Source organism: Lentzea sp. NPDC036955, assembly GCF_055608005.1.
In genome coordinates, this window is record NZ_JBVJRC010000010.1 from 152,575 (window position 1) to 172,473 (window position 19,899).

Consider the following 19,899-nt stretch of genomic DNA (forward strand, 5'->3'; position numbering starts at 1 on the left):
TTTTCACATTCCTGAACCGGCGACCAGTTCGTCGAAGGTGGGGAACTTCGTGGCGATGTCGCTGCCGGTGAAGTTGCCGACCCAGCCGTCGTCGTCGTGGAAGAACCGCACCGACACGTAGTCCGGCTTCGTGCCCATGTCGAACCAGTGCGTGGTGTTCGCCGGGACGCTCAGCAGGTCGCCCTCGGTGCACAGCACGCCGTACACCCTGTCGCCGATGTGCAGGTAGAAAACACCGGCGCCACGGGCGAAGTAGCGGTCCTCGTCGTCGTCGTGCGTGTGCTCGGCGAGGAACCGGTTGCGGAACTCGACGGCCTTCGCGCGGTACTCGTCGGTGTCGGCGGGGGTCATCTCCATCGCGTCGACGTAGGTGTAGCCCTCCGTCTCGCTGACGCGGGCGATGTCCTTCTCGTACGCCTGCAACGCGTTCTCGGCCGTCACACCGTCCACGACGGACCAGCGGGAGAACCGCACGCCGTGCTCCTTGAGCGCGGTGGCGACCTCCTCGGGGTCGCTGGTGCGGAGCAGGGTTTCCTCGGGGCCGGAGTCCGGCCACACCGTCAGCAGCGTCATGCGTGCCTCCCCGTGAAGGTTTCCGTGCGCGTCTCCACCTTGAAGCGCAGCAACCACTCCAGGCATTCCAGGCGGTGCCGGGCCTGCACCAGGTCGTCGCCCCAGACGTAGACGCCGTGCCGTGCGACGATCAGCGCGGGCGTGCGCGGGTCGAAGCCCTTCTCGAAGGCGTCGCCCAGCTCGACCATGTCCTGCGAGTTCGGCACGACCGGGACGACCACCTCCTCGTGCGCGTACCGGCCGAAGCCCTTGAGCATCTCCAGGTCCTTGAGCACCACGCCGTCCGGCCAGTGCTCGGCCGCCACGACCGGCGCCAGCGCGTGGACGTGGACGACCGCGCCCGCCCCGGCGACCTTCGCGATGCGGGCGTGCAGGCCCGCCTCGGCGCTCGGGACCTTGTCGCTGTCCACGGCGGCGCCGTTCTCGTCGATCACGACGCTGTCCTCGGCGGTGATCTCGCCCTTGTCGACGCCGCTGACCGTGACCGCGAGCCGCAGCGGATCGCGTTGCAGGACCACGGAGAGGTTGCCCGAGGTGCCGCGCATCCAGCCCATCGCGGCGAACCGGGCGCACTCGCGGGCGAGCTCCGCGGTCACGACAGCTCCCACACCGTCGGGTGCGGCGCGAAGTCGGCGTTGGCGTACGGCTCGCCCGCGCGCGCGACACCGACCGTCTTCCAGCCCGCCTCCTGCGCGGCGTGCAGCTCCGCGGGAACGTCGCTGTAGAAGGTGATGTCGTCGGACCGCAACGTCTCGGCGATCTTGTGGTACGACGCGGCCTCGCGCTTCGGGCCGGCGTTGACCGTGTCGAAGTGGTCCTCCAGCAACGGGGTCAGGTCGCCGTCGGTGGTGTGCCGGAAGAACGCGACCTGGCCCGCGACCGAGCCGCTGGAGAAGATCGCGAGCTTCACGCCCTCGCCGTGCCACTTGCGCATGGCGGGCACGACGTCCGGGAAGAACTCCGCCACCAGGTCGCCCTGCGCGTAGCCCTGCTGCCAGATGAGGCCCTGCAACGTCTTGAGCGGCGTGACCTTCTGGTCGGCGTCCATCCAGTCGTGCAGCGCCTTGACGACGTCGTCGTGACCGGACAGCTCCTTGACCTGCGCGACCGCGTCGGCGACCACGGGGTCGTCACCGTGCTGCTCGATCCACGGCCCGAGCCGCGGGCGCGCGTAGTCGTAGAGGACGACCAGCACCTGGTCCGTCGCGCTCAGCGTGCCCTCGATGTCGAGCACGACCCACTTGCTCACCGCTGTTCTCCCTCGTAGTACTCGTCCAGCTCCCCGGCGCGGAAGACACCGCGGTCGGTCACCACGTCGGTGACGAACCGCGGCGGCGTCACGTCGAACGCCGGGTACAGCCCCTTCGCCCGCGGCGTGGCACTCGGCCGGCCGAGCACCTGCAGCACCTCGGCGCCATCGCGGTACTCGATCTCCACGTCCTCCGCCGTCGGCGCGTTCAGGTCGGGCGCCTGCACCTGGGCGTGGAACGGCACGCCGAACGCGTGCGCGGCCACGGCCAGGCCCAGTGTGCCGACCTTGTTCACCACGTGCCCGTCCATGGTCACCCGGTCGGCCGCCGTGACCAAGGCGTCGACCTCACCGCTCTGCAACACCGCCGCGCCCATGCCGTCGGTGATGAGCGTGGTGTCGACGCCCATCTCGATCAACGTCTCGGCGGTGAGCCGGGCGCCCTGCAGGTACGGGCGGGTCTCCGTGCAGAAGAACTTGAGCCGCTTGCCCCGCCGCTGGGCGGCTTTGACCGTCTCCGTGAGGTAGAGGTCGGCCCAGCAGTGGGTCAGGACGGTCGCGTCATCGGGCAGCAGGGCCGCGGTGTGCTCGCCGAGCGCGCGGCTCTTGCCGCGGTAGCGCTCGTCCCCGGTGCGGGCGCCGTCGAGCGCCCGGCTGACGTCCCGGTGCTCGTCGACCGCCTCCAGGACGACCGCGGTGGCCTTGCGCAGGGCGTTGTTGGTGCGCCGGGTGTTCTCCAGCACGTGCGCGGTGGCGGCGAGCTGCTGCCTGGCCTGCTCGAACGGCAGGTGTTCGAGGGTGCGGGCCTTGAGCACCATGCCGTAGAGGACGGCGAAGTACGGGCCCGAGGACTGGGTGACCATGTCCTCGACGGCCTTCGCGACCTCCTCGGCCGTCCGGCACAGCACCCACTCGCGTTCGAACGGGAACCGGCGGCGGTCCAGGACCAGCACGCCCTCGTCGGTGAGCCGGACCGAGTCGGCGAGAACGGGTTCCATCAGCTGTACCCGGTGTGCGCGGGACGGGCGCCGGTGAGGAAGTGCTCGCCGACCTCACGGGCCTTGTAGACGACCGGGTCGTGCAACGTGAGCGTGCGCGCGTTGCGCCAGAACCGGTCAACGCCGTACTTGGCCGCCGTGCCGCGCGCGCCGACCTGTTCGAAGATGCGGCTGGTGACGTCGTTGACGAGCTTGGTGCTGACCACCTTGGCGGCGGAGATCTCGACGGCCACCTGCGCGCGCTTCTGCGGCGTGAGGCCCCGGCCCAGCTCACTGGCCTCCCAGAGCAGCTCGGCCGCCCGGTCCGCGAGCAGCCCGGCCGCCTTCGTCTGCGCCACCATCTCGCCGTAGGCGGCGACGACGTACGGGTCCTCGGTCGCGGCGTCGACCCCGCTGACGAACCACGGGCGGGTCTTCGTGCGGGTGTAGTCGGCGGCCTCCTCCAGCGCGCCCTCGGCGATGGCGACGTAGAGCTGCGCGAGCACGAGCTGGAACCCGATCGCGGCGAGGCTGAGCCGCGGGTCCTCGTTCGCCGGCTGCACGCCCAGGACCTCGGAGACCTCGACGTTCTCGAACACGACCCCGCCGGACGCGGTGAGCCGCTGACCGATGTTGTCCCAGTCGTCCAGGTAGGTGATTCCCGTCGCTTTTCCGTCGAGCAGGAAGGTCAGCTTCTCGCCGTTGTCGGTGCGCGTCGCGCTGACCACGATGCGGTCGGCGACGCTCGCGCCGGTGGCGAACGTCTTGCGCCCGTTGAGCAGGAACCCGGAGCCCGTGGGCGTCAGTTCGAGCGCGGCGTCGAGCGGGTTGCTGACCCCGGCCCAGAACTGGTCGTCGTGGCGGGAGAAGGACGTGTCGAACAGGCCGGAACGCCAGACCTGCAGGTAGTGGTACCCGAGGAGGTGCCCGGCGTTGGCGTCGGCGGCCCCGATGACCCGGGTGACCCGCTGCTGCACGGCCCAGTCGCCGACGTTCAGCAGGCCGCTCTGCCGGAGCAGCTCCACCTCCTTGGTGGGCGGCTGGTTGGCCCGGTCCCGGTCCGCCGCGTCGGACCTGAGCGTCGCCGCGACGTCCCGCGCGACGTCCAGCCAGTTCGTCATCCCTGCTCCTCTCGGTGGCACCCGTGCCAACTTACTTCTTCACACCACCGGGCTAACCACGATGTGAGAAGGACGCGGACCTGGCACACTGGGTCCTACCCCGGTCTCCGGGGTTGGCAGACTTTAGGGAGCATTTCGCATGGCGCAGGGCACCGTTAAGTGGTTCAACGGCGAAAAGGGCTTCGGATTCATCGCCCAGGACGGCGGCGGACCGGACGTTTTCGTTCACTACTCGCAGATCTCCGGCAACGGCTTCAAGTCGCTGGACGAGCAGCAGCGCGTGGAGTTCGAGATCGGGCAGGGTCAGAAGGGACCGCAGGCGCAGGACGTCCGCGTCATCTGATTTCGCTCTTGGTGTGACGAAGGGCCCGTTCAGCTCCGCTGAACGGGCCCTTTCGCATGCTCAGGCCTCGGCCGACGACGAGGATGACGGCGAGGACGAGCGCGCCGCCATCCGTGACCAGCGACGGCAGCATGCCCACCAGGCCGAACTCCTCTCTCGCGGCCGCCCACATCTCCGGCGGCACCATGAACACCCCGGCGGCTTGGGTGACGTTGACCGCGAGGACCGGCCAGAAGAGCCACCTCGGCGGGCTCTTGCGCAGGGCGAGGACGCCGAGGGCGTTGCCGGCGATGTAGAGACAGCCGACGACGCGGAACGTGGTCAGGAACTGGCCGGCGGTGGCGGGATCGGCGTTCGCCTTCACCATCATCAGGGTGAGCGTGTGGTGGTTGACGACCACGAACGCGTGCAGTGCCGTGCCGATGGTGAAGATGATCGAGGCGATGCCGGTCAGCCTCCGCAGTCCGTCGTCCATGGTTCTGATGGTGGCGAGGGGGCGGGGTGGGGGCATCCGGGACGTCCCTGAGGTTTCCCGGGGGCTCTGACCTGCGGTTCCCGGAAATGTCAGACCTCGTCGTCATCCTGGGTTCTCCACGACTTCGCGTCCGAGGAGGACCAGTGATCGACAGCACGCACCTCGCCTCCGCCGTCAACGCCAGGGTCGTCCAGCTCGCCCGCTGGACGTGGCGGCACCCGCGGGTGGTGGACCGCCGGGTCGGCGTGAGGTCGCGCCGGGGTGCGACCGAGGGGCAGCTGCGGGAGGCGCTGCGGTACGTGGAGGAGCGGCTGCGCGCGGCGCTGGCCCCGCCGGGGCGAGGAGGTCCAGGAGGGGCACTGGAGTGAGAAGGCGCTGGAAGGTGGGTCGCCGGGCTGAGGAGGCGCCTGGAAGTGGGCCGCCGGGCTGACGCGTAGCCCGGCGAGGTCTGTGCCGCGCGGAACCCGCGCCGTGCGGCGAGCGGCACCGCGGCGAGTGGCGACTGAGGGAGTCGAACCCTGCGCGGCTTGTGGAGGCGGCGCTCCACACCGGCCCTGACCCTTCGCCTGAGCGACGGCTGCCTTGCTCGCAACCAAACCCGCAGCCCCGTGACCAGGCCCTCAACCGGCCCCGCAACCAGGTGCGACGGGCGGTCCGACGCGCGGAACATCCACAGTGTTAAACGTTCACACTGCTGAAGATGTTTCATGTTTCGCTCATCTAAGTGACGCTGTTCACCATGCGATACCTCCCTGCCATCGCAGCCGCGCTGCTACTGCCCCTGGTGCCCGTCGTCACCGCCTCCCCGGCGGTGGCGGCCCCGAGCGGCACGTTCTACGTCACCGGTGTGCGCACCGGGCTCAACGTCGCCCAGAGCGGCACCGGACTCGCCCTGCACCGCCCGAAGGGCAACGAGGACCACCAGCAGTGGCGGCTCGCCGACGGGAGGTTCGAGAACACCGACTCGCCGGGGCAGTGCATCACCCGCCAGCTCAGCATGGCGCCGTGCTCACAGGGGGACACGGTCCACTCGCTCACGCAGTTCGGTGACCAGTGGGAGGTCTTCGGCCTCGGCGGGGAGACGCGGTGGTACCTCACGCCCGTCACCGGTCGGCAGAACCCGATGCCGGCTGACCCGCGGCTCGACCAGATGACGTTCCTGACGGCCCACAACGCGTATGCGAACGGGGTCGACGGCGGGTTCGCGCCGCCGTTCGTCAACCTCGCCAAGAACCAGACGCGCGGCATCGTGCAGCAGCTGAACGACGGCGTGCGCGGGTTCATGCTCGACATCCACCAGACGCCGGACGGCGCGATCCTCTGCCACAACAGCTGCACGCTCGTCAGCCGGCCCGTGGCGCTCAACGTCGACCTGCAGCGCATGGTCGACTTCCTGCGGAACAACCGCCAGGAGATCATCACGGTCTTCCTGGAGGACTACGTCGACGCCGCCACGCTGCGCGCCGAGCTGCGCAAGGTCAACGGGCTCAACGACGTGCTGTACCGGGCCGAGGGCGTGAAGGAGAACGGCTGGCCGACGCGCAGCCAGCTCCAGAGCGCGAACAAGCGGTTGATCGTCTTCACCGACCACGACAAGGACGGGCGCGAGGACACCGGTGTGCTGTACCAGCGGGACTGGACCGTCGAGAACTACTGGTCGATGGGGCCGGGGGTGGGCGCGTCCGACTGGTCCTGCTACAGCCGATGGGCTGAAAAACCGCTCACGGCCACCGACCGGTTCCAGCCGCTGTTCGTCATGAACCACTTCCGGGACGTGCCGTTCACGAACACCGCCACGACGGACAACGAGAAGGTGCTGAACCGGGCGCAGCAGTTCTGCCAGCCCGCGGCGCGGAAGAAGCCGAACTACCTGTCGGTCGACCTCTACCACCTCGGTGGCGCGAAGAGCGCGGTCGACCAGCTCAACGCATACGCATACGCGCCGTAGCCCAAATAGTGGGAGTTGTACGCTCCGCGCATGGCCTCGATCCTGTTCACGCGCGGAGCGCCCTCTCTCGACATCATCGACCAGGAAGGTCTGCGCGAAGCAGCGCAGAAAGCCTTCACGGACGACCCCGGCGGCACCTTCGCGTACGGAACGAGCGTCGGCTACGTGCCGCTGCGGACCTGGCTCGCGGAGCAGCACGGGGTCGAGCCGGAGCAGGTGCTCGTCACCAACGGGTCGATGCAGGCCGACGCGTTCCTGTTCGAGCTGCTCGTGGGCGAGGGCGACGACGTCGTGGTCGAGGCGCCGACCTACGACCGCACGCTGCTGAACCTGCGCCAGCGCGGCGCGAAGGTCCACGCGATCGAGCTGCAGACCGACGGCATCGACGTCGACGCGCTGGAGAAGCTGCTGGAGAGCGGTGTGCGGCCGAAGCTCGCGCACATCATCCCGAACTTCCACAACCCGGCCGGCTACACGCTGTCCGCGGCCAAGCGGGCGCGGCTGCTGGAGCTCGCGGCCCGGTACGACTTCGTGCTGTTCGAGGACGACCCGTACGTGAAGGTGCGGTTCGAGGGCGAGCCGCTGCCGACGATGCTGTCGCAGGACGAGAACGAGAAGGTCGTCTACGCGTCGTCGTTCTCGAAGACCATGGCGCCCGGCATCCGCTGCGGGTACCTGGTGGGGCCGAAGTCCGTCATCAAGGCGGTCCAGGACATCGCCACCACCACGTACATCTCGCCGAACATGGTGGCGCAGTCGATCGTGAACTCGTACTGCCGGTCCGGTCGCCTCGACGAGTCGGTCGTCAACGTGCGCACCGCGCTGCGCGCCCGCCGGGACGCGCTCGTCGCGGCGTTGCGGCGGGAGCTGCCCGAGGCCGTGTTCACGGCGCCGCAGGGCGGCTACTTCATGTGGGTCGAGCTGCCGGGCGTGTCGATCGAGGAGCTGTTCCCGGTCGCCAAGGAGCACGGCGTCGAGTTCGTGAAGGGCTCCGACTTCCTGCTGGAGGGCGGCGACAACGAGATGCGCCTCGCGTTCTCGGGTGTCACGCCGGAGCAGATCGACGAGGGCATCACGCGCCTCGCCGCGGCGGTCCGCTCGCTTTCCTGATCTGCGCCTCCAGGTGTTCCGGCAACGCGCTGCGCTGCCGGAGCGCCTGGCGCAGGCGGGGCACGGCCGCGCGGAACGCCACCGGGTCCCGCAGCGAGTCCGCCAGTGCCCGGCTCACGGGCCTGCGCATCCACGACGTCAGCACGGCGTTGCGCCGTTCGACGATCTCGCCGCCCTGCTCGCGGTGCGGTGACGGGTGGTGGTGCGCCACCACGTCCTCGACGTAGCAGAGCGCCCAGCCCGCTGCCGCGAGGTCCCACGCCAGCAGCGTCTCCTCGCCGCGGAAGAACAGCAGCGCGCTGAACCCGCCGACCTCCTCGAACGCCTGCCGCCGCACGATCGCCGAGCAGGCCAGGAACCCCAGCACCGCGGGCCCCGCCACGCCCTGACCGAGCGGGCTGTCGCGCAGCAGCGGTGTGATCGGGTCCGGTCTCTCCTCAGGACCGACGAGCGTGCGGCCCGCGATCACGGCGAGGTCCGGGTGGTCGTCGAAGATCCGCTCGGCCCGCTCGAACGCCCCCGGCGCCCACCACGAGTCGTCGTCCGCGAACGCCACGTACGGCGTGCGCGCGGCCAGCACCCCGGCGTTGCGACCGGCCGCACCGCGGTTGACCGGCGACTGCAACACCCGGACCAGCGGGAACTCGGCCCGCACGCGTGCGGCGGTGTCGTCGGTGGAGGCGTTGTCGACCACGATCACCGGCACCCGCGACGGGCTGAGGTGCGCGAGGGTGCGCAGCAGGCTGTCGGCGCGGTTCCGCGTGGCGATGACGACGGTCGTGCGGGGCATGCAGGTCGTCTACCCCAGAACCCGCACCCCACACTCTGACAGTTCCTGCCAGAAAATCTGGCAGTTGCTGACATTTCGCGCTAGGTTGAGCCGCGTGGAGACGCTCACCGGCCGCGCCGCGAAGGACCTGCGCACCCGCCTCGCCATCCAGCAGGCGGCCATCGAGCTGTGCCTGGAGCACGGGTTCGCGGCGACCTCGACCAAGGCGATCGCCGACCGGGCCGGGGTGTCCGAGCGGACGCTGTTCCGCACGTTCGGCAGCAAGGCCGCGATCTTCTGGTACGACGCGTTCCTCAGCCGGGTCGTCCGCGCGCTGCGGCCGGGCCCGGACCCCGTCGCGGCACTGGTGGACGCGGTTCGCGCCGCAGTCGGCACGATCACGCCGGAGCAGTGGGCGCTCAAGCTCGGCCGCCGCGAGGTGATCCTGCGGGAACCGGACCTCATCGCCACCGGTACCCGGGAGCTGAACGCGGGTGCCGAGAGCATCGCCGCGCTGCTCACACCCCCGCTCGCCTCCCCCGCGCAGGCCTTCGACCTGCTGCTCTTCGCGCGGTTCGCGGTGGCGGGGTTCGGCGTCGTGCCGTTCCACGCGGACACGACTCCGGCAGAGTGGGGTGCGGAACTGGAACGCGTGGCGCACAAGGCCGCGCACGGCGCGTTGGAGCGGTCATGACCTTGCCGAACCTGATCACCGACCCGAACTCGCTCGTGAACCTGAGCCACGACGAGGCCGAGTGGGCGCCCGCGGGCACGCCCTGGGCCGCGTTCCGGCCGCAGTCCACGGCGGAGGTCCAGGAGGCGGTGCGGCACTGCGCCGCCCACAACGTCCCGATCGTGCCGCGCGGTGCGGGCACCGGGCTGTCCGGCGGGGCGAACGCCGTCGACGGCTGCCTCGTGCTCGACCTCAGCCGGATGGACCGGGTGCTGGAGATCGACCAGGAGAACCTGCTCGCCGTCGTGCAGCCCGGCGTGGTGAACGACGACCTCAAGAAAGCCGTTGCCGCGCAGGGGCTCTGGTACCCGCCGGACCCGGCCAGCTCGCCGTGGTCGACCATCGGCGGCAACGTCGCCACGAACGCCGGCGGCCTGTGCTGCCTGAAGTACGGCGTGACCCGCGACTACGTCCTCGGCTTGGAGGTCGTGATGGGCGGGCCCGTCACGTACGGCACGGCGGTCCGGCTGGGGCGGCGCACCACCAAGGGCGTCGCCGGGTACGACCTGACCAGCCTGCTGGTCGGCTCGGAGGGCACGCTCGGCGTCGTCACCGAGATCACCCTGCGGCTGCGCCCCGCGCCCGCACCGCAGGCCACCGTCGTCGGCGCGTTCGCCGGACTCGTCGCCGCGGGTGACGCGGTCGCGCTGTGCACCCGCCGCGGCCTGCAACCGGCGGCGCTGGAGCTGGTCGACCGCGCGTGCCTGCGGGCCGTCGAGGACTGGAAGCGCCTGGGCATCGAACCCGACACCGAGGCCATGCTGCTGGCCCGCGCCGAGACCGCCGCGGACGCCGACGGCCTGGCCAGCGCGTTCACCGAGGCCGGCGCCGTGTGGACCGAGCGGTCGACCGACTCGACCGAGGCCGAGGCGCTGTTCGCCGCCCGCCGCCTCGCCTACCCGGCGCTGGAACGCCTCGGGCCGCTGCTGACCGAGGACGTGTGCGTGCCGCGGTCGGCCGTGCCCGTGATGCTCGCGCGGATCGTGGAGATCGGCGCGCGGCACGGCGTCCAGGTGGCGACCATCGCCCACGCCGGCGACGGCAACCTGCACCCGATGCTCGTCACCCCGCCCGGCGACGACAACGCGCGCATCGCCGCGCAGGCCGCGTTCACCGACATCATCGACGCCGCGCTCGCACTCGGCGGCACCGTCACCGGCGAGCACGGCGTGGGCCTGCTCAAGCGCGACGGCATGATCCGCGAGCTCGGCCCCGACGTGTGCGCCGTGCAGGACGCCGTCAAGCACACCCTCGACCCGTTGCACATCTTCAACCCGGGCAAGGCCTGAGAGGAGCTCCGGCACATGCTGCACCACGTCCCCGTCACCGGCGGGACCCTGACCGTCGAGGTGGTGGACGGCGACACCGCACCCGTGCTCGCCGTCCACGGCCTGACCAGCAACCGCAAGCTGTGGAGCTGGGTCGCCGCGCACGGCTTCACGCTGGTGGCACCCGACCTGCGCGGCCGTGCCGACAGCGTGGCACTGACGGGCTCGTCGCTCCGGCAGCACACCGACGACATGGTGCGCGTGCTGGACGCGTTGGAACTCGACGCGGTGACGGTGTGCGGCATGTCCATGGGCGCGTACGTCGGCGTCGACCTCGCCGTGCGCCATCCGGACCGGGTGCGCGCGCTCGTTCTCGTGGACGGCGGTCTGCCCATGCCCGCGCACGCCGCCATGACCCCCGAGCTGATCGAGGCCGCGTTCGCCCCGCAGCTCGCCGTCCTGGACCGGACCTGGACACCGGACGGCTACCTCGCCGCGAACGCCGCCGCGAACCCGCTCATCGACCCGGCCGACCCGCTGCAGCGCGCGTACTTCGCCCACGACCTGTCCCCCGACGGCCACCGCAGGCTCGACCGGGCCACCGTCCTCGCCGACGCGCGTGACACAGTCCTCGGCACCTCGCCCTGGCGCTCGCTGACCGTGCCGACGTGGTTCGTGCACGCCGGGTGGAGCACCGGGCCGGACACCCCGCCCGCCTACTCGGCGCAGGACGCGGCCGGGTTCCGCGCGGCGCTGCCCGTGCTGCACGAGCCGGTGCTGATCCCCGAGGTCGACCACGGGGGCACGGTGATGACGGCCGCCGGTGCCGCGGTGACGGCCGGGGTGCTGACCGAAGCGCTGAGGTAGGGCCTGGAGCGGGAACGTCTCCCCCGCCACACCCGCTGGACCGCAGGCACGCCCCCGAGATACTGTGTACACAAATGATTAGTACACCAAGTATCCCGGAGAACCCCCTTGAGCTGGAGCGGCAGGTCTGCTTCGGGCTCGCGGTGGCCAGCCGCACGGTGATCGCGGTCTACCGGCCGATCCTCGAACCCCTCAACCTCACCCACCCGCAGTACCTGGTGATGCTGGCCCTGTGGGAGCGGTCGCCGCGCACGGTGAAGGACCTCTCCACGGCCCTGCAGCTCGACCCCGGCACCCTCAGCCCGCTGCTGAAGCGACTGGAGGCCATCGGGTACGTCGAGCGGCAGCGCGACAAGACCGACGAGCGCGCGCTGGCGCTGACCCTCACCGAGCAGGGCCAGGAGCTCAGGAACGAGGCGTTGAAGATCCCCTTCAAGGTCGTCGAGCAGCTCGGCATGTCGTTCGAGGAGCTCGCCCAGCTGAACGAGGTGCTGCGCAAGGTGATCGCGAAGGCCACGGCATGAACCCCGCGCTGAAGCTCTGGTACTACGCCGGTGGGCGCGTGCCGCAGAAGCACCGCGCGTTCGTCTACGACGACGTGACCGGTCCGAAGTGGTTGCTGCGCTTCACGCTCCGCAGCCTGGTGCAGGTCACGCCGCTGACGACGGCCATCACGCTGGCGCTCGTGTTCGGGCTCGGGTCGCCGTGGCCGCTCGCCATCGCGTGCGGTGCGCTGGGATTCGTTGTGGGCCTTTACTTCGCGTTGTCCTACGCACCCGAAAGCGTGGATTACCGCCTCACGAAGTACGGGTATCCCAGAGGAACAGCGACCGCAGGCCGTCGAGAGCGCAACGCCGCGCAGGACCGCGAAAGCCAAGCGAAGTACGACGCGGTGTGGCGGCGATCCGAAGGGTAGGGCGACCATGGCCTTGGCGACGACCGACCGCTTCCGGTTCACCAGGCCACAGGCGCTCACCCTCACGGCCGGGGTGTTCCAGCTCGTCTTCGGGTGGCTCGACCTGTTCGGGCTCGACCCGAACTACCACGTGCTGCAGATCGGCGTCGGCGCGCTCGGCGTCGTGATGGCGTGGCGGCTCGACCTGGCGCGGATGTACGGCCTCCTGCTGCTCGTGTCGTTCGGGTTGCTGGCGTTCTACGTCGACGACATCACGGCCGAGAGCTTCCTGGAGGTGCGGACCGCGCTGATCGGGCTCGTGATCACGCTGGCCAGGGCGGCAAAGGGCGCTCGACGCTAGTGTCGCGCTCCACCGAGCGCAGCGCGGTCAGCGTCGCGTAGCCCTCGCCGAGCAGCGCGGCGTCCGTGCCGGGTGCGGGTGACTCCTCGGAGTACACGGCGACGAGCTCGACCTCGTTCTCGCCGGCCTCGTCCACGCGGCTCTGCACCGTGCCGAACCGGGCCAGCTCCGCCCAGCGGAGTCCGCGCACGTCACCGGCGTTCGGCACGTTGAGCGAGAGCACCGTCGCATCGGGCATCTCCCCCAGCAGCGGCAGCACGACGCGTGCCAGCTCGCCCGCCTTGTCCCACAGCGGTTCGGGGTGGTCCAACCCGACGTCGAGCGACACCGCGAGCGCGGACACGTCGTTCACGTGCGCGGTCAGGGCGGCGCCGACGGTGCCGGAGTGCAGGACGGCGCGTCCGACGTTCGCGCCCAGGTTGATGCCGGAGAGCAGCACGTCGGGCTTGCCGCCGAAACCGCCCTGGCAGGCGATCAGCGAGATCAGGCCGGGGTGGGCGGCGACCGCCCACGCCTCGACGTCGAGACCGGGCAGGTCACGGCGTTCGCTGACCACCCTGCCGGTGTCGCCGACCGCCGCCACCGAGGCGCTGGTGCCGCTGGCCTGCTGGGCCGGTGCCGCGACGACCACCTCGTAGCCCAGTGAGACCGCGGCCTGCGCCAGCACCAGCAGGCCGGGCGAGTCGATTCCGTCGTCGTTGGTGATCAGCGCGCGCATCCGCTCATTCCTCGATCGGCTCCAGTTCCACGCGTTTGCTCAGCTCCCGCACCGCGTCGCCGCTCCCGCTGCCGAGACCGTGGCGCGTCACGTTGACCGCGCCCGCGGCGGCGCCGAGCTTCACCGCGTCCTCCAACGACATACCCAGTGCGAGGCCCGCTGAAATCCCCGCGGTCATGGAGTCGCCCGCGCCCCGCGTGTCGACCGGCTGCAACTGGGGCATCTTCACGAAGTACAGCTTGTCCTCCAGCAGGGCCAATGCCGGTTCGTCCGCACGGGAGACCACCACGCCGTGGACGCACGACTCGGCGAGCTCGCGGCACTTCGCGATGAGCTTGGGCACGTCCTCCTCGCCCAGCTCCTCGTGGCTGACCTTCACGACGTGCGGGCCGCCGCGCACGGCCTCGGCCAGCCGGTCGCCGGCGAGGTCGACGATCACGCGGCAGCCGTTGCTGGTGAGGTCGGCGGTGAGGCGGTGGTAGACGTCGTGCGGCAGCACCCGGTCGTCGGACGGGCCGCTCAGCACGGCCGTGCCGGCGCGGATGCCCTCGATCAGGGCCAGCTCGTAGACGTCGTCGAGCTCGTGGCGGGACAACGCGTCCGGGAGCATCTCGACCACCTCGGACCGGCTTCCGTCGCGGCGGTCGTGCACGTAGGCGCCGTTGCGCGCGGCGACATCACGTGCGCGCAGGTCGACGTGCTCGCCTTCCAGCAACGTGCGCAGCACACGTCCGGTCTCGCCGCCGAAGGTCGCGCACACGACGGCTTCGACGCCCAACGCGGCGATCATCCTGGACTGCCAGAAACCCTGGCCGCCCGCGTGCAGGTGCACGTCGGGCTCACCGTCGAGGTCCTCGACGGTGACGGTCAGTTGAGGGGACGGGGCGAATACGGCAACTCGGGCATCCACGACACCCTGGTACCCGGTGCGGGCGAACGCTACTCACCCGCACCGGATAAATCGGACATCACGCTCCGGAACCGCCGGTGGGGTCGTCGCCGTCCTGCGGTGCGGGCGCGCCACCCGGTGCCATCTTCTCGTCGGCGCGCCACTCGCCCGGTTGCGTCATCTCGCGGTACTCGTCCACCTCCTGCGGGGTCGGGTCGACACCGACCTCTTCGGCGAACTCCTCGGCTTCTTCCGGATCAGTCATGTCCGGCGGAGTACCCAGAAGCGCTCAACACACGCCGCCGTCGCGCCACGCACCCCACTGCCCGGTGGTTCCCGGCTCCTCGCCCCGCGTCCACCACTGCGCGGTCCACCTGTGGCCGCCGTGCGAAACGACGTTGCCGCCGCTGTAGGCCTTGTCGCGGTCCCACGCGGGCTCCGCGCACGGGCCGGGCCCAGGGCCACCGGTGTCCCACGGGACCTGGGCGGACCGGTAGAAGTTGATGCCCATGGCGGTCCAGCGCGGGCCGTGGCTGCCCAGGCGCACCTTGAACTGGTCCCAACTGTGCGTCGACCACGGCGACCAGGCCAGCTCGGCAATCGCCGCGAGCCGCGGGAACGCCAGGTACTCGACGTCGTTCGAGCTCGCGACCGTCTCGGTCCACAGTGGAGCCTCGACGCCCTGGACGGCGGACTCGGGGACGCCGCTCAGGTGCGTGCCGGGGTTCCAGTCGTACGCGGTCTGGACCTCGATCAGGCCCGCCCACGTCAGGCCGATCGGCGTGCTGGAGTTGTACTTCATGTCCAGGTACGCCTTGTTCGCGGGCGACATGACGACCTTGTTGCCGCGCGCGACCGCCGCCTGCACCGTCGCGTTGGCCGTGGAGGTGCCCCAGTACTGCGGGATCGCGGCGGTGTCGGTCGTCGTCTTCACGAACTCGTGCCAGCCGAGCACGGTCTTGCCGTACTTCTTGACGATCGGCAGGGCGCGGTCCATGAACGCCTTGTAGTCGGCGTCGGTGGTCGCGTGCGCCTCGTCGCCGCCGATGTGGAAGTACGGGCCGGGGGTCAGCGCCGCGATCTCGCGGACCACGTCGTCGACGAACCTGTAGGTGATGTCCTTGTTGACGCACAACGAGGAGTAGCCGACCTCGATGTCGGTGCGCAGCGGCGGGGCCTGGCCGGTGCAGTTGAGCTCCGCGTACGAGGAGAGCGCCGCGTTGGTGTGGCCCGGCAGGTCGACCTCCGGGATGACCGTGATCTTGCGGGCCGCCGCGTACTGCACGATCTCGCTGTACTGGGCCTTGGTGTAGAAGCCGCCGGGGCCGCCGCCGACCTGCGTGCTGCCGCCGTGGGAGGTGAGCCGCGGCCAGCTGTCGACCACGATCCGCCAGCCCTGGTCGTCGCTCAGGTGTAGGTGGAGGTAGTTGATCTTGTAGAGCGCGAGCTGGTCGAGGTAGCTCTTGACCGAGGCGACGGGGTGGAAGTGCCGTGCCACGTCCAGCATCGCGCCGCGGTAGGAGAACCGCGGGTGGTCGACGATCAACGCACCCGGCACGGTCCACGGGCCGGGCTGCGCGGTCGTGCTCTCCACCTTGGCGGGCAACAGCTGCCGCAACGTCTGCACACCCGCGAACAGACCCTCGGAGGTGTTGGCGCGAATGGTGATCGCGGACGCGGCCACGTCGAGCTGGTACCCCTGCTGCCCCACGATGCCCGGCGCACCGGAGAGCAGGAGCGCGATGCCGTCGGCGGGCGTGCCGGTCGTGTCGGACACCGGCAGCGCGAACCCGGTCGATGGCCGCAGCACGCCGGCCAGGAAGTCGCCCACGTCCCGTGCCGCCGGAGCGGTGTAGACCTTGGTGGTGGCGGTCAGCGCGTGCGTGACGCCGGCGCGTGCCTGCACGGAGACCGGGACCGGCACCAGGCCCTGCAACGGTTCCGCGGCCTGCGACTGCGCGCTGACGGAGAGCGCGGCGGTCACGGTGATGACCGCGGCGAGAACACGAGTTCTCACGACTCCTCCTCCGAGTCGGGGGCGGCGGCCCGACTCACAGGGTGGTCACACCTCCCGATTGCCGTCAATGGTCTGAGCCAATTCCGGCCGGTCGCGACCGGGCAGGAAGGCCGCTTTTCGCGCCGCCCGGCGCAACGTCCTGAGCAGCACCGGCCCCGTCACCGCGACCAGCACGGCGGTGGTGGCGGCACGCCCGAGGTCCCAGCCGAGCGAGGTGGCGAGGGTGAACGCGGCGAGCTTCACGAGGTTCTGCGCGGCGGAGGCCTCCGGATCGAAGCTGACGCTCGTGCCCTCGCCGGCCGCGAACGGCCAGAACGACAGGTTCAGCAGGAACCCGTAGACCAGCGAGCTGACCACCCCGTACCCGGCGAGCAGCGCGATCTCCGCCTTGCCGCGCCACTGCGGCAGCAGCCCGGCCCCGAGCGCGACCCAGGCCGCGCCGAGCATCTGGTACGGCAGCCACGGCCCGACGCCGCCGGTCAGCAGGGCGGAGGCGAACAACGTCGTGTTGCCCAGCACGAACCCGAACCCCGGCCCGAACACCCGCCCGCCGAGAACCATGAGGAAGAAGACCGTCTCGATGCCGGCGGTGCCCGCGCCGAGCGGCCGGATGGCGGCACCGAGCGCCGACAGCACGCCGAGCATCGCGACCGCCTTGGAGTCCATGCCGCGGTCGCTGATCTCCGCGAGCACCACGGCCAGCACCACCGGCAGCAGCAACGCGAACGTCCACGGTGCGTCACCACCACGTGCGAGGTCACTGGTCGGCGCGATGAACAACGGCCACGTGAACGCGGCCAGCCCGAGAACCCCGGAGATCGCGAGCGCGACGGCCGAGCGGGTGCGGAGGGCGATCATCGCGCTGCCTCGACCTCCTCCACGGTCAACCACGGCCCGAGGACCTTGCTGACCTGCGGCGCGAACACCGGCGACGACGTGACCACCGCACGCGCGGGCCCGTCCGCGACGACCTCGCCGTCGGCCAGCACCACCACGCGCGTCGCGAACTCCGCGACGAACTCGACGTCGTGGGTGGCCAGGACGACCGCGCTCCCCAGACCTGCGAGCACCCGCGCGAGCGCGGCCTTGGCCGGGTAGTCGAGACCGCGGGTCGGTTCGTCGAGCAGCAGCACCCGCGGGGTGCCGGTCAGCATGACCGCGAGCACGAGCGCGAGCCGTTGCCCCTCGGACAGATCACGCGGGTGCGTCCCGTCGGGGACGTCGGCCAGGCCGTCCAGCACCGCGCGGCACGTCCCCGCGGGGCGGCCGGACTCGCGGTCGGCCTGGGCGCACTCGTCGGCGACGGTCTCCAGGTAGAGCAGGTCGCTCGGCTGCTGGGGGACGAGGGCGACGGTGCGGCGGCGCTCGGCGGGCTTGAGGGTCTTCGGGTCGGTGCCGGCGACGGTGACGGTGCCGGAGGTGCGGCGGCCGCTGCCCTGGGCGGCCCACAGGAAGGTGGACTTGCCGGAACCGTTGCGGCCCATCAGCGCCACGCGTTCGCCGTGCGCGATGGTGAGGGAGATGCCGCGGACGGCGTGGACGTCGTTGTAGCGGACGACGAGGTCGCGGGTGGAGAGGACGGGGGTTGCGGCGGCGGGTGCGGTGGAGGTGGGCACGGCGGCGGGCGCGGTGGCGGGCGCGGCAGCACGCGCAGCGTCGCGTGAGACAGCGGGCGGCGCGGCGGTTCGCGCGGCGGCGCCCGCAACCTCGCCTGAGGCGGCGGTCGCGGACGGGGCAGCGGGTGCGGTGGCCTTGGCCAGGCGGGCGCGCAGCGGGCCTGCCATGCGGCGCGCGTCCCGGACCGAGACCGGCACCGGCGTCCACCCCGCCAGCTGCGCCAGGCGCACCACGGGCGGGGCGACCGGGGCCTTGGCCAGGGTCGCGCCCACGTCCCCCAGCTCGCCGCCCGGCAGGAGCAGCGCGGAGTCGGCGTACTGGGCCACGCGTTCGAGGCGGTGTTCGGCGATCACGACGGTCATGCCGAGGTCGTGCACCAGGCGTTGCACGGCTGCCAGGACGTCCTCGGCGGCGCCGGGGTCGAGGGCGGAGGTGGGTTCGTCGAGCACCAGGACGCGCGGGTGAGCGGTGAGGGCGGCGCCGATGGCGACGCGTTGTTGCTGGCCGCCGCTCAGGGTCGCGAGTGGACGGTCGCGCAGGTCCGCGATGCCCAGCAGGTCCAGGGTTTCCTCCACCCGCTTGCGCATGACGTCGCCGGGCAGGCCGAGGGACTCCATGGAGTAGGCCAGCTCGTCCTCGACGTTGTCCGCCACGAAGCCCGCCTGCGGGTCCTGGCCGACGAAGCCGACCACGTCGGCGAGTTCGCGGGGTGGGTGGTGGGCGGTGTCGCGGCCGTCGACGAGGACGCGGCCCTCCAGGGTGCCGCCGCTGAAGTGCGGGACGAGGCCGTTGATCGCGCGCAGGAACGTCGACTTGCCCGCGCCGGTGCGGCCGACGACCAGGCAGAGCTCTCCCTCGGGGATCTCCGCGGACAGGCCAGCCAGCACCGGGGTGCCGGTGTAGGTGATGGTGACGTCCTCGAACCTGATCATCGTTCCCTCGCGATCCCCAGCGGTGCCAGCGCCACCAGCACGGCCAGCGCCGGTGCGAGCGGTAGTTCGGGTGCCTGCAGCGGGACCGTCGCCGGCGACAGCGCCGGGTCGGTCGAGAGCACCAGTGCCGCGGCGCTCGCCACGCCGCTCAGCGCCACGGCGACCGCGCGCGGGGTCCAGCGGTCGGGGCGGTAGCGGGTGCGCGGCACCCGGCGGGCGCCGACCAGCAGGCCCGCGACGGCCAGCAGCACGCCGAGCGCGAGCAGGGGCCAGCCGGAGTAGGCGTCGGCGAGCAGGCCGTACGTGCCGATGCAGAGGCCGAAGAGGCCCGCCAGGACCAGTGCGCCGGTCACCGCGCGGTCGCGGCGCGAGATGCCGGCGGTGCGGCCGTAGCCGCGCGAGTCCATGGAGGCGGCGAGGACGAGCGAGCGTTCCAGCGCGTCCTCCAGCACCGGCACCAGCATCGTGCGGATCGCGCGCACGCCGCGGGCCGTGTCGCCGCGCAACCGGCGGGCTCTGCGGACCGAACGCGCCGATGACACCAGTTGCGGCGCAACGGTCAGCGCCACCACCACGGCCACGCTCACCTCGTACAGCGCGGCGGGCAGGGAGCGCAGGAGGCGTTTCGGGTTGGCGAGGGCGTTCGCGGCGCCGACGCAGCTCAGGATCGTGGCGAGCAACAACCCCTGGTACAGCGCGAAGACCAGCCCCTCCGCGGTCACCGGTCCGCCGATGCGGATGCCCTGCGCCCAGTCCGGCAACGGGACCTGCGGCAGGGTGAACAACGTCGTCGGGCCCGCGATGCCGCCGAGGAACACGTGCAGCAGCACCCGCAGGCCGATGACCAGCAGACCGAACTTGAGGAACACACCATAGGTTTCCGCCCACGGCGTGTTCGCGCGGCACGTCACGACCACGACCCCCGCCACCGCCAGGACCAGGCCCAGCAGCAACGGGTTCGTGGTGCGGCTGGCGGCGGTGGCCAGGCCCAGGGCCCACAGCCACCACGCGCCGGAGTGGAGCCTCACGCCGCGGAC

General features: G+C 71.2%; 24 protein-coding genes. 10 read left to right on the top strand and 14 right to left on the bottom strand.

The window, feature by feature from the left end; translation table 11 throughout:
* Positions 1-3: 3 nt before the first annotated feature.
* The 5 genes from ACZ7CF_RS32315 to ACZ7CF_RS32335 are packed head-to-tail and all read right to left on the bottom strand — an operon-like array spanning position 4 to position 3,920.
* Entirely contained in the window at positions 4-573 is a 570-nt protein-coding gene (locus ACZ7CF_RS32315) for a 1,2-dihydroxy-3-keto-5-methylthiopentene dioxygenase (RefSeq protein ID WP_470371349.1), read from the bottom strand.
* Positions 570-1,169 (bottom strand): methylthioribulose 1-phosphate dehydratase, encoded by a 600-nt coding sequence (gene mtnB, locus ACZ7CF_RS32320; RefSeq protein ID WP_360398101.1) that lies wholly within the window; start codon positions 1,167-1,169, stop codon positions 570-572. Before mtnB ends, ACZ7CF_RS32315 begins: the two co-directional genes overlap by 4 nt.
* Positions 1,166-1,822 carry an acireductone synthase gene (gene mtnC / locus ACZ7CF_RS32325; protein ID WP_470371350.1) on the bottom strand — a complete coding sequence of 219 codons (657 nt, stop codon included), beginning with the start codon at positions 1,820-1,822 and terminating at the stop codon, positions 1,166-1,168. The genes mtnB and mtnC overlap by 4 nt, the downstream gene beginning before the upstream one ends.
* Entirely contained in the window at positions 1,819-2,820 is a 1,002-nt protein-coding gene (locus ACZ7CF_RS32330) for a s-methyl-5-thioribose-1-phosphate isomerase (RefSeq protein ID WP_470371351.1), read from the bottom strand. The genes mtnC and ACZ7CF_RS32330 overlap by 4 nt, the downstream gene beginning before the upstream one ends.
* Positions 2,820-3,920 carry an acyl-CoA dehydrogenase family protein gene (locus ACZ7CF_RS32335; protein ID WP_458434147.1) on the bottom strand — a complete coding sequence of 367 codons (1,101 nt, stop codon included), beginning with the start codon at positions 3,918-3,920 and terminating at the stop codon, positions 2,820-2,822. The genes ACZ7CF_RS32330 and ACZ7CF_RS32335 overlap by 1 nt, the downstream gene beginning before the upstream one ends.
* A 139-nt stretch (positions 3,921-4,059) precedes the next feature.
* Here ACZ7CF_RS32335 and ACZ7CF_RS32340 point away from each other — a divergent pair, with 139 nt between their 5' ends.
* Positions 4,060-4,263 carry a cold-shock protein gene (locus ACZ7CF_RS32340; protein WP_360398093.1) on the top strand — a complete coding sequence of 68 codons (204 nt, stop codon included), beginning with the start codon at positions 4,060-4,062 and terminating at the stop codon, positions 4,261-4,263.
* On the opposite strand, the gene ACZ7CF_RS32345 is transcribed toward ACZ7CF_RS32340, so the two are convergent.
* Entirely contained in the window at positions 4,256-4,738 is a 483-nt protein-coding gene (locus tag ACZ7CF_RS32345; protein ID WP_470371352.1) for a hypothetical protein, read from the bottom strand. The two genes, ACZ7CF_RS32340 and ACZ7CF_RS32345, sit on opposite strands and share 8 nt — an antisense overlap.
* 143 nt (positions 4,739-4,881) lie before the next feature.
* Between ACZ7CF_RS32345 and ACZ7CF_RS32350 the strand changes: the two genes are divergently transcribed.
* The 3 genes from ACZ7CF_RS32350 (at position 4,882) to ACZ7CF_RS32360 (ending at position 7,796) form a co-directional block, all read left to right on the top strand.
* Positions 4,882-5,106, top strand: coding sequence for a hypothetical protein (locus tag ACZ7CF_RS32350; RefSeq protein WP_470371353.1), 225 nt, complete (start codon positions 4,882-4,884; stop codon positions 5,104-5,106).
* 371 nt (positions 5,107-5,477) lie between these two features.
* Entirely contained in the window at positions 5,478-6,686 is a 1,209-nt protein-coding gene (locus ACZ7CF_RS32355) for a PI-PLC domain-containing protein (protein ID WP_458434150.1), read from the top strand.
* A 30-nt stretch (positions 6,687-6,716) separates the two neighbouring features.
* A complete protein-coding gene (locus tag ACZ7CF_RS32360) occupies positions 6,717-7,796 on the top strand; it encodes an aminotransferase-like domain-containing protein (RefSeq protein WP_470371354.1) in 1,080 nt (359 codons plus the stop codon).
* Here ACZ7CF_RS32360 and ACZ7CF_RS32365 read toward each other — a convergent pair.
* A complete protein-coding gene (locus ACZ7CF_RS32365; RefSeq protein ID WP_360398085.1) occupies positions 7,759-8,586 on the bottom strand; it encodes a glycosyltransferase family 2 protein in 828 nt (275 codons plus the stop codon). The two genes, ACZ7CF_RS32360 and ACZ7CF_RS32365, sit on opposite strands and share 38 nt — an antisense overlap.
* Before the next feature lie 94 nt (positions 8,587-8,680).
* On the opposite strand from ACZ7CF_RS32365, the gene ACZ7CF_RS32370 reads away from it, so the two are divergent.
* The 6 genes from ACZ7CF_RS32370 (at position 8,681) to ACZ7CF_RS32395 (ending at position 12,689) form a co-directional block, all read left to right on the top strand.
* The gene (locus tag ACZ7CF_RS32370) at positions 8,681-9,259 is read left to right on the top strand and encodes a TetR/AcrR family transcriptional regulator (RefSeq protein WP_360398083.1); all 579 of its coding nucleotides are present in this window, start codon (positions 8,681-8,683) and stop codon (positions 9,257-9,259) included.
* On the top strand, positions 9,256-10,587 hold the full coding sequence (locus tag ACZ7CF_RS32375; RefSeq protein ID WP_470371355.1) for an FAD-binding oxidoreductase: 1,332 nt from the start codon (positions 9,256-9,258) through the stop codon (positions 10,585-10,587). The genes ACZ7CF_RS32370 and ACZ7CF_RS32375 overlap by 4 nt, the downstream gene beginning before the upstream one ends.
* A 15-nt stretch (positions 10,588-10,602) precedes the next feature.
* Positions 10,603-11,433 (top strand): alpha/beta fold hydrolase, encoded by an 831-nt coding sequence (locus ACZ7CF_RS32380; protein WP_458434152.1) that lies wholly within the window; start codon positions 10,603-10,605, stop codon positions 11,431-11,433.
* Positions 11,434-11,507: 74 nt separating this feature from the next.
* Entirely contained in the window at positions 11,508-11,957 is a 450-nt protein-coding gene (locus tag ACZ7CF_RS32385) for a MarR family winged helix-turn-helix transcriptional regulator (protein WP_470371356.1), read from the top strand.
* The gene (locus tag ACZ7CF_RS32390) at positions 11,954-12,349 is read left to right on the top strand and encodes a DUF5313 family protein (RefSeq protein ID WP_360398075.1); all 396 of its coding nucleotides are present in this window, start codon (positions 11,954-11,956) and stop codon (positions 12,347-12,349) included. Before ACZ7CF_RS32385 ends, ACZ7CF_RS32390 begins: the two co-directional genes overlap by 4 nt.
* A gap of 7 nt (positions 12,350-12,356) precedes the next feature.
* Complete coding sequence (locus tag ACZ7CF_RS32395) at positions 12,357-12,689, top strand: hypothetical protein (RefSeq protein WP_360398073.1); 333 nt, start codon at positions 12,357-12,359, stop codon at positions 12,687-12,689.
* Here the strand turns inward: ACZ7CF_RS32395 and surE are convergent.
* From surE to ACZ7CF_RS32430, 7 genes are read right to left on the bottom strand one after another with little or no spacing between them, the layout of a single operon-like run.
* On the bottom strand, positions 12,652-13,407 hold the full coding sequence (gene surE, locus ACZ7CF_RS32400) for a 5'/3'-nucleotidase SurE (RefSeq protein WP_360398071.1): 756 nt from the start codon (positions 13,405-13,407) through the stop codon (positions 12,652-12,654). The genes ACZ7CF_RS32395 and surE overlap by 38 nt on opposite strands.
* 4 nt (positions 13,408-13,411) lie before the next feature.
* A complete protein-coding gene (locus ACZ7CF_RS32405) occupies positions 13,412-14,317 on the bottom strand; it encodes a 1-phosphofructokinase family hexose kinase (protein WP_360398069.1) in 906 nt (301 codons plus the stop codon).
* A 58-nt stretch (positions 14,318-14,375) separates the two neighbouring features.
* Positions 14,376-14,561: a hypothetical protein gene (locus ACZ7CF_RS32410; protein WP_360398067.1), complete on the bottom strand. Its 186-nt coding sequence runs from the start codon at positions 14,559-14,561 to the stop codon at positions 14,376-14,378.
* 24 nt (positions 14,562-14,585) lie between these two features.
* Complete coding sequence (locus ACZ7CF_RS32415; RefSeq protein WP_470371357.1) at positions 14,586-16,313, bottom strand: family 20 glycosylhydrolase; 1,728 nt, start codon at positions 16,311-16,313, stop codon at positions 14,586-14,588.
* Positions 16,314-16,358: 45 nt separating this feature from the next.
* Entirely contained in the window at positions 16,359-17,171 is an 813-nt protein-coding gene (locus tag ACZ7CF_RS32420) for an ECF transporter S component (protein WP_360398065.1), read from the bottom strand.
* Positions 17,168-18,862 (bottom strand): ABC transporter ATP-binding protein, encoded by a 1,695-nt coding sequence (locus ACZ7CF_RS32425; RefSeq protein WP_470371358.1) that lies wholly within the window; start codon positions 18,860-18,862, stop codon positions 17,168-17,170. The genes ACZ7CF_RS32420 and ACZ7CF_RS32425 overlap by 4 nt, the downstream gene beginning before the upstream one ends.
* Positions 18,859-19,890, bottom strand: coding sequence for a CbiQ family ECF transporter T component (locus tag ACZ7CF_RS32430; protein WP_470371359.1), 1,032 nt, complete (start codon positions 19,888-19,890; stop codon positions 18,859-18,861). The genes ACZ7CF_RS32425 and ACZ7CF_RS32430 overlap by 4 nt, the downstream gene beginning before the upstream one ends.
* Positions 19,891-19,899: the final 9 nt, after the last annotated feature.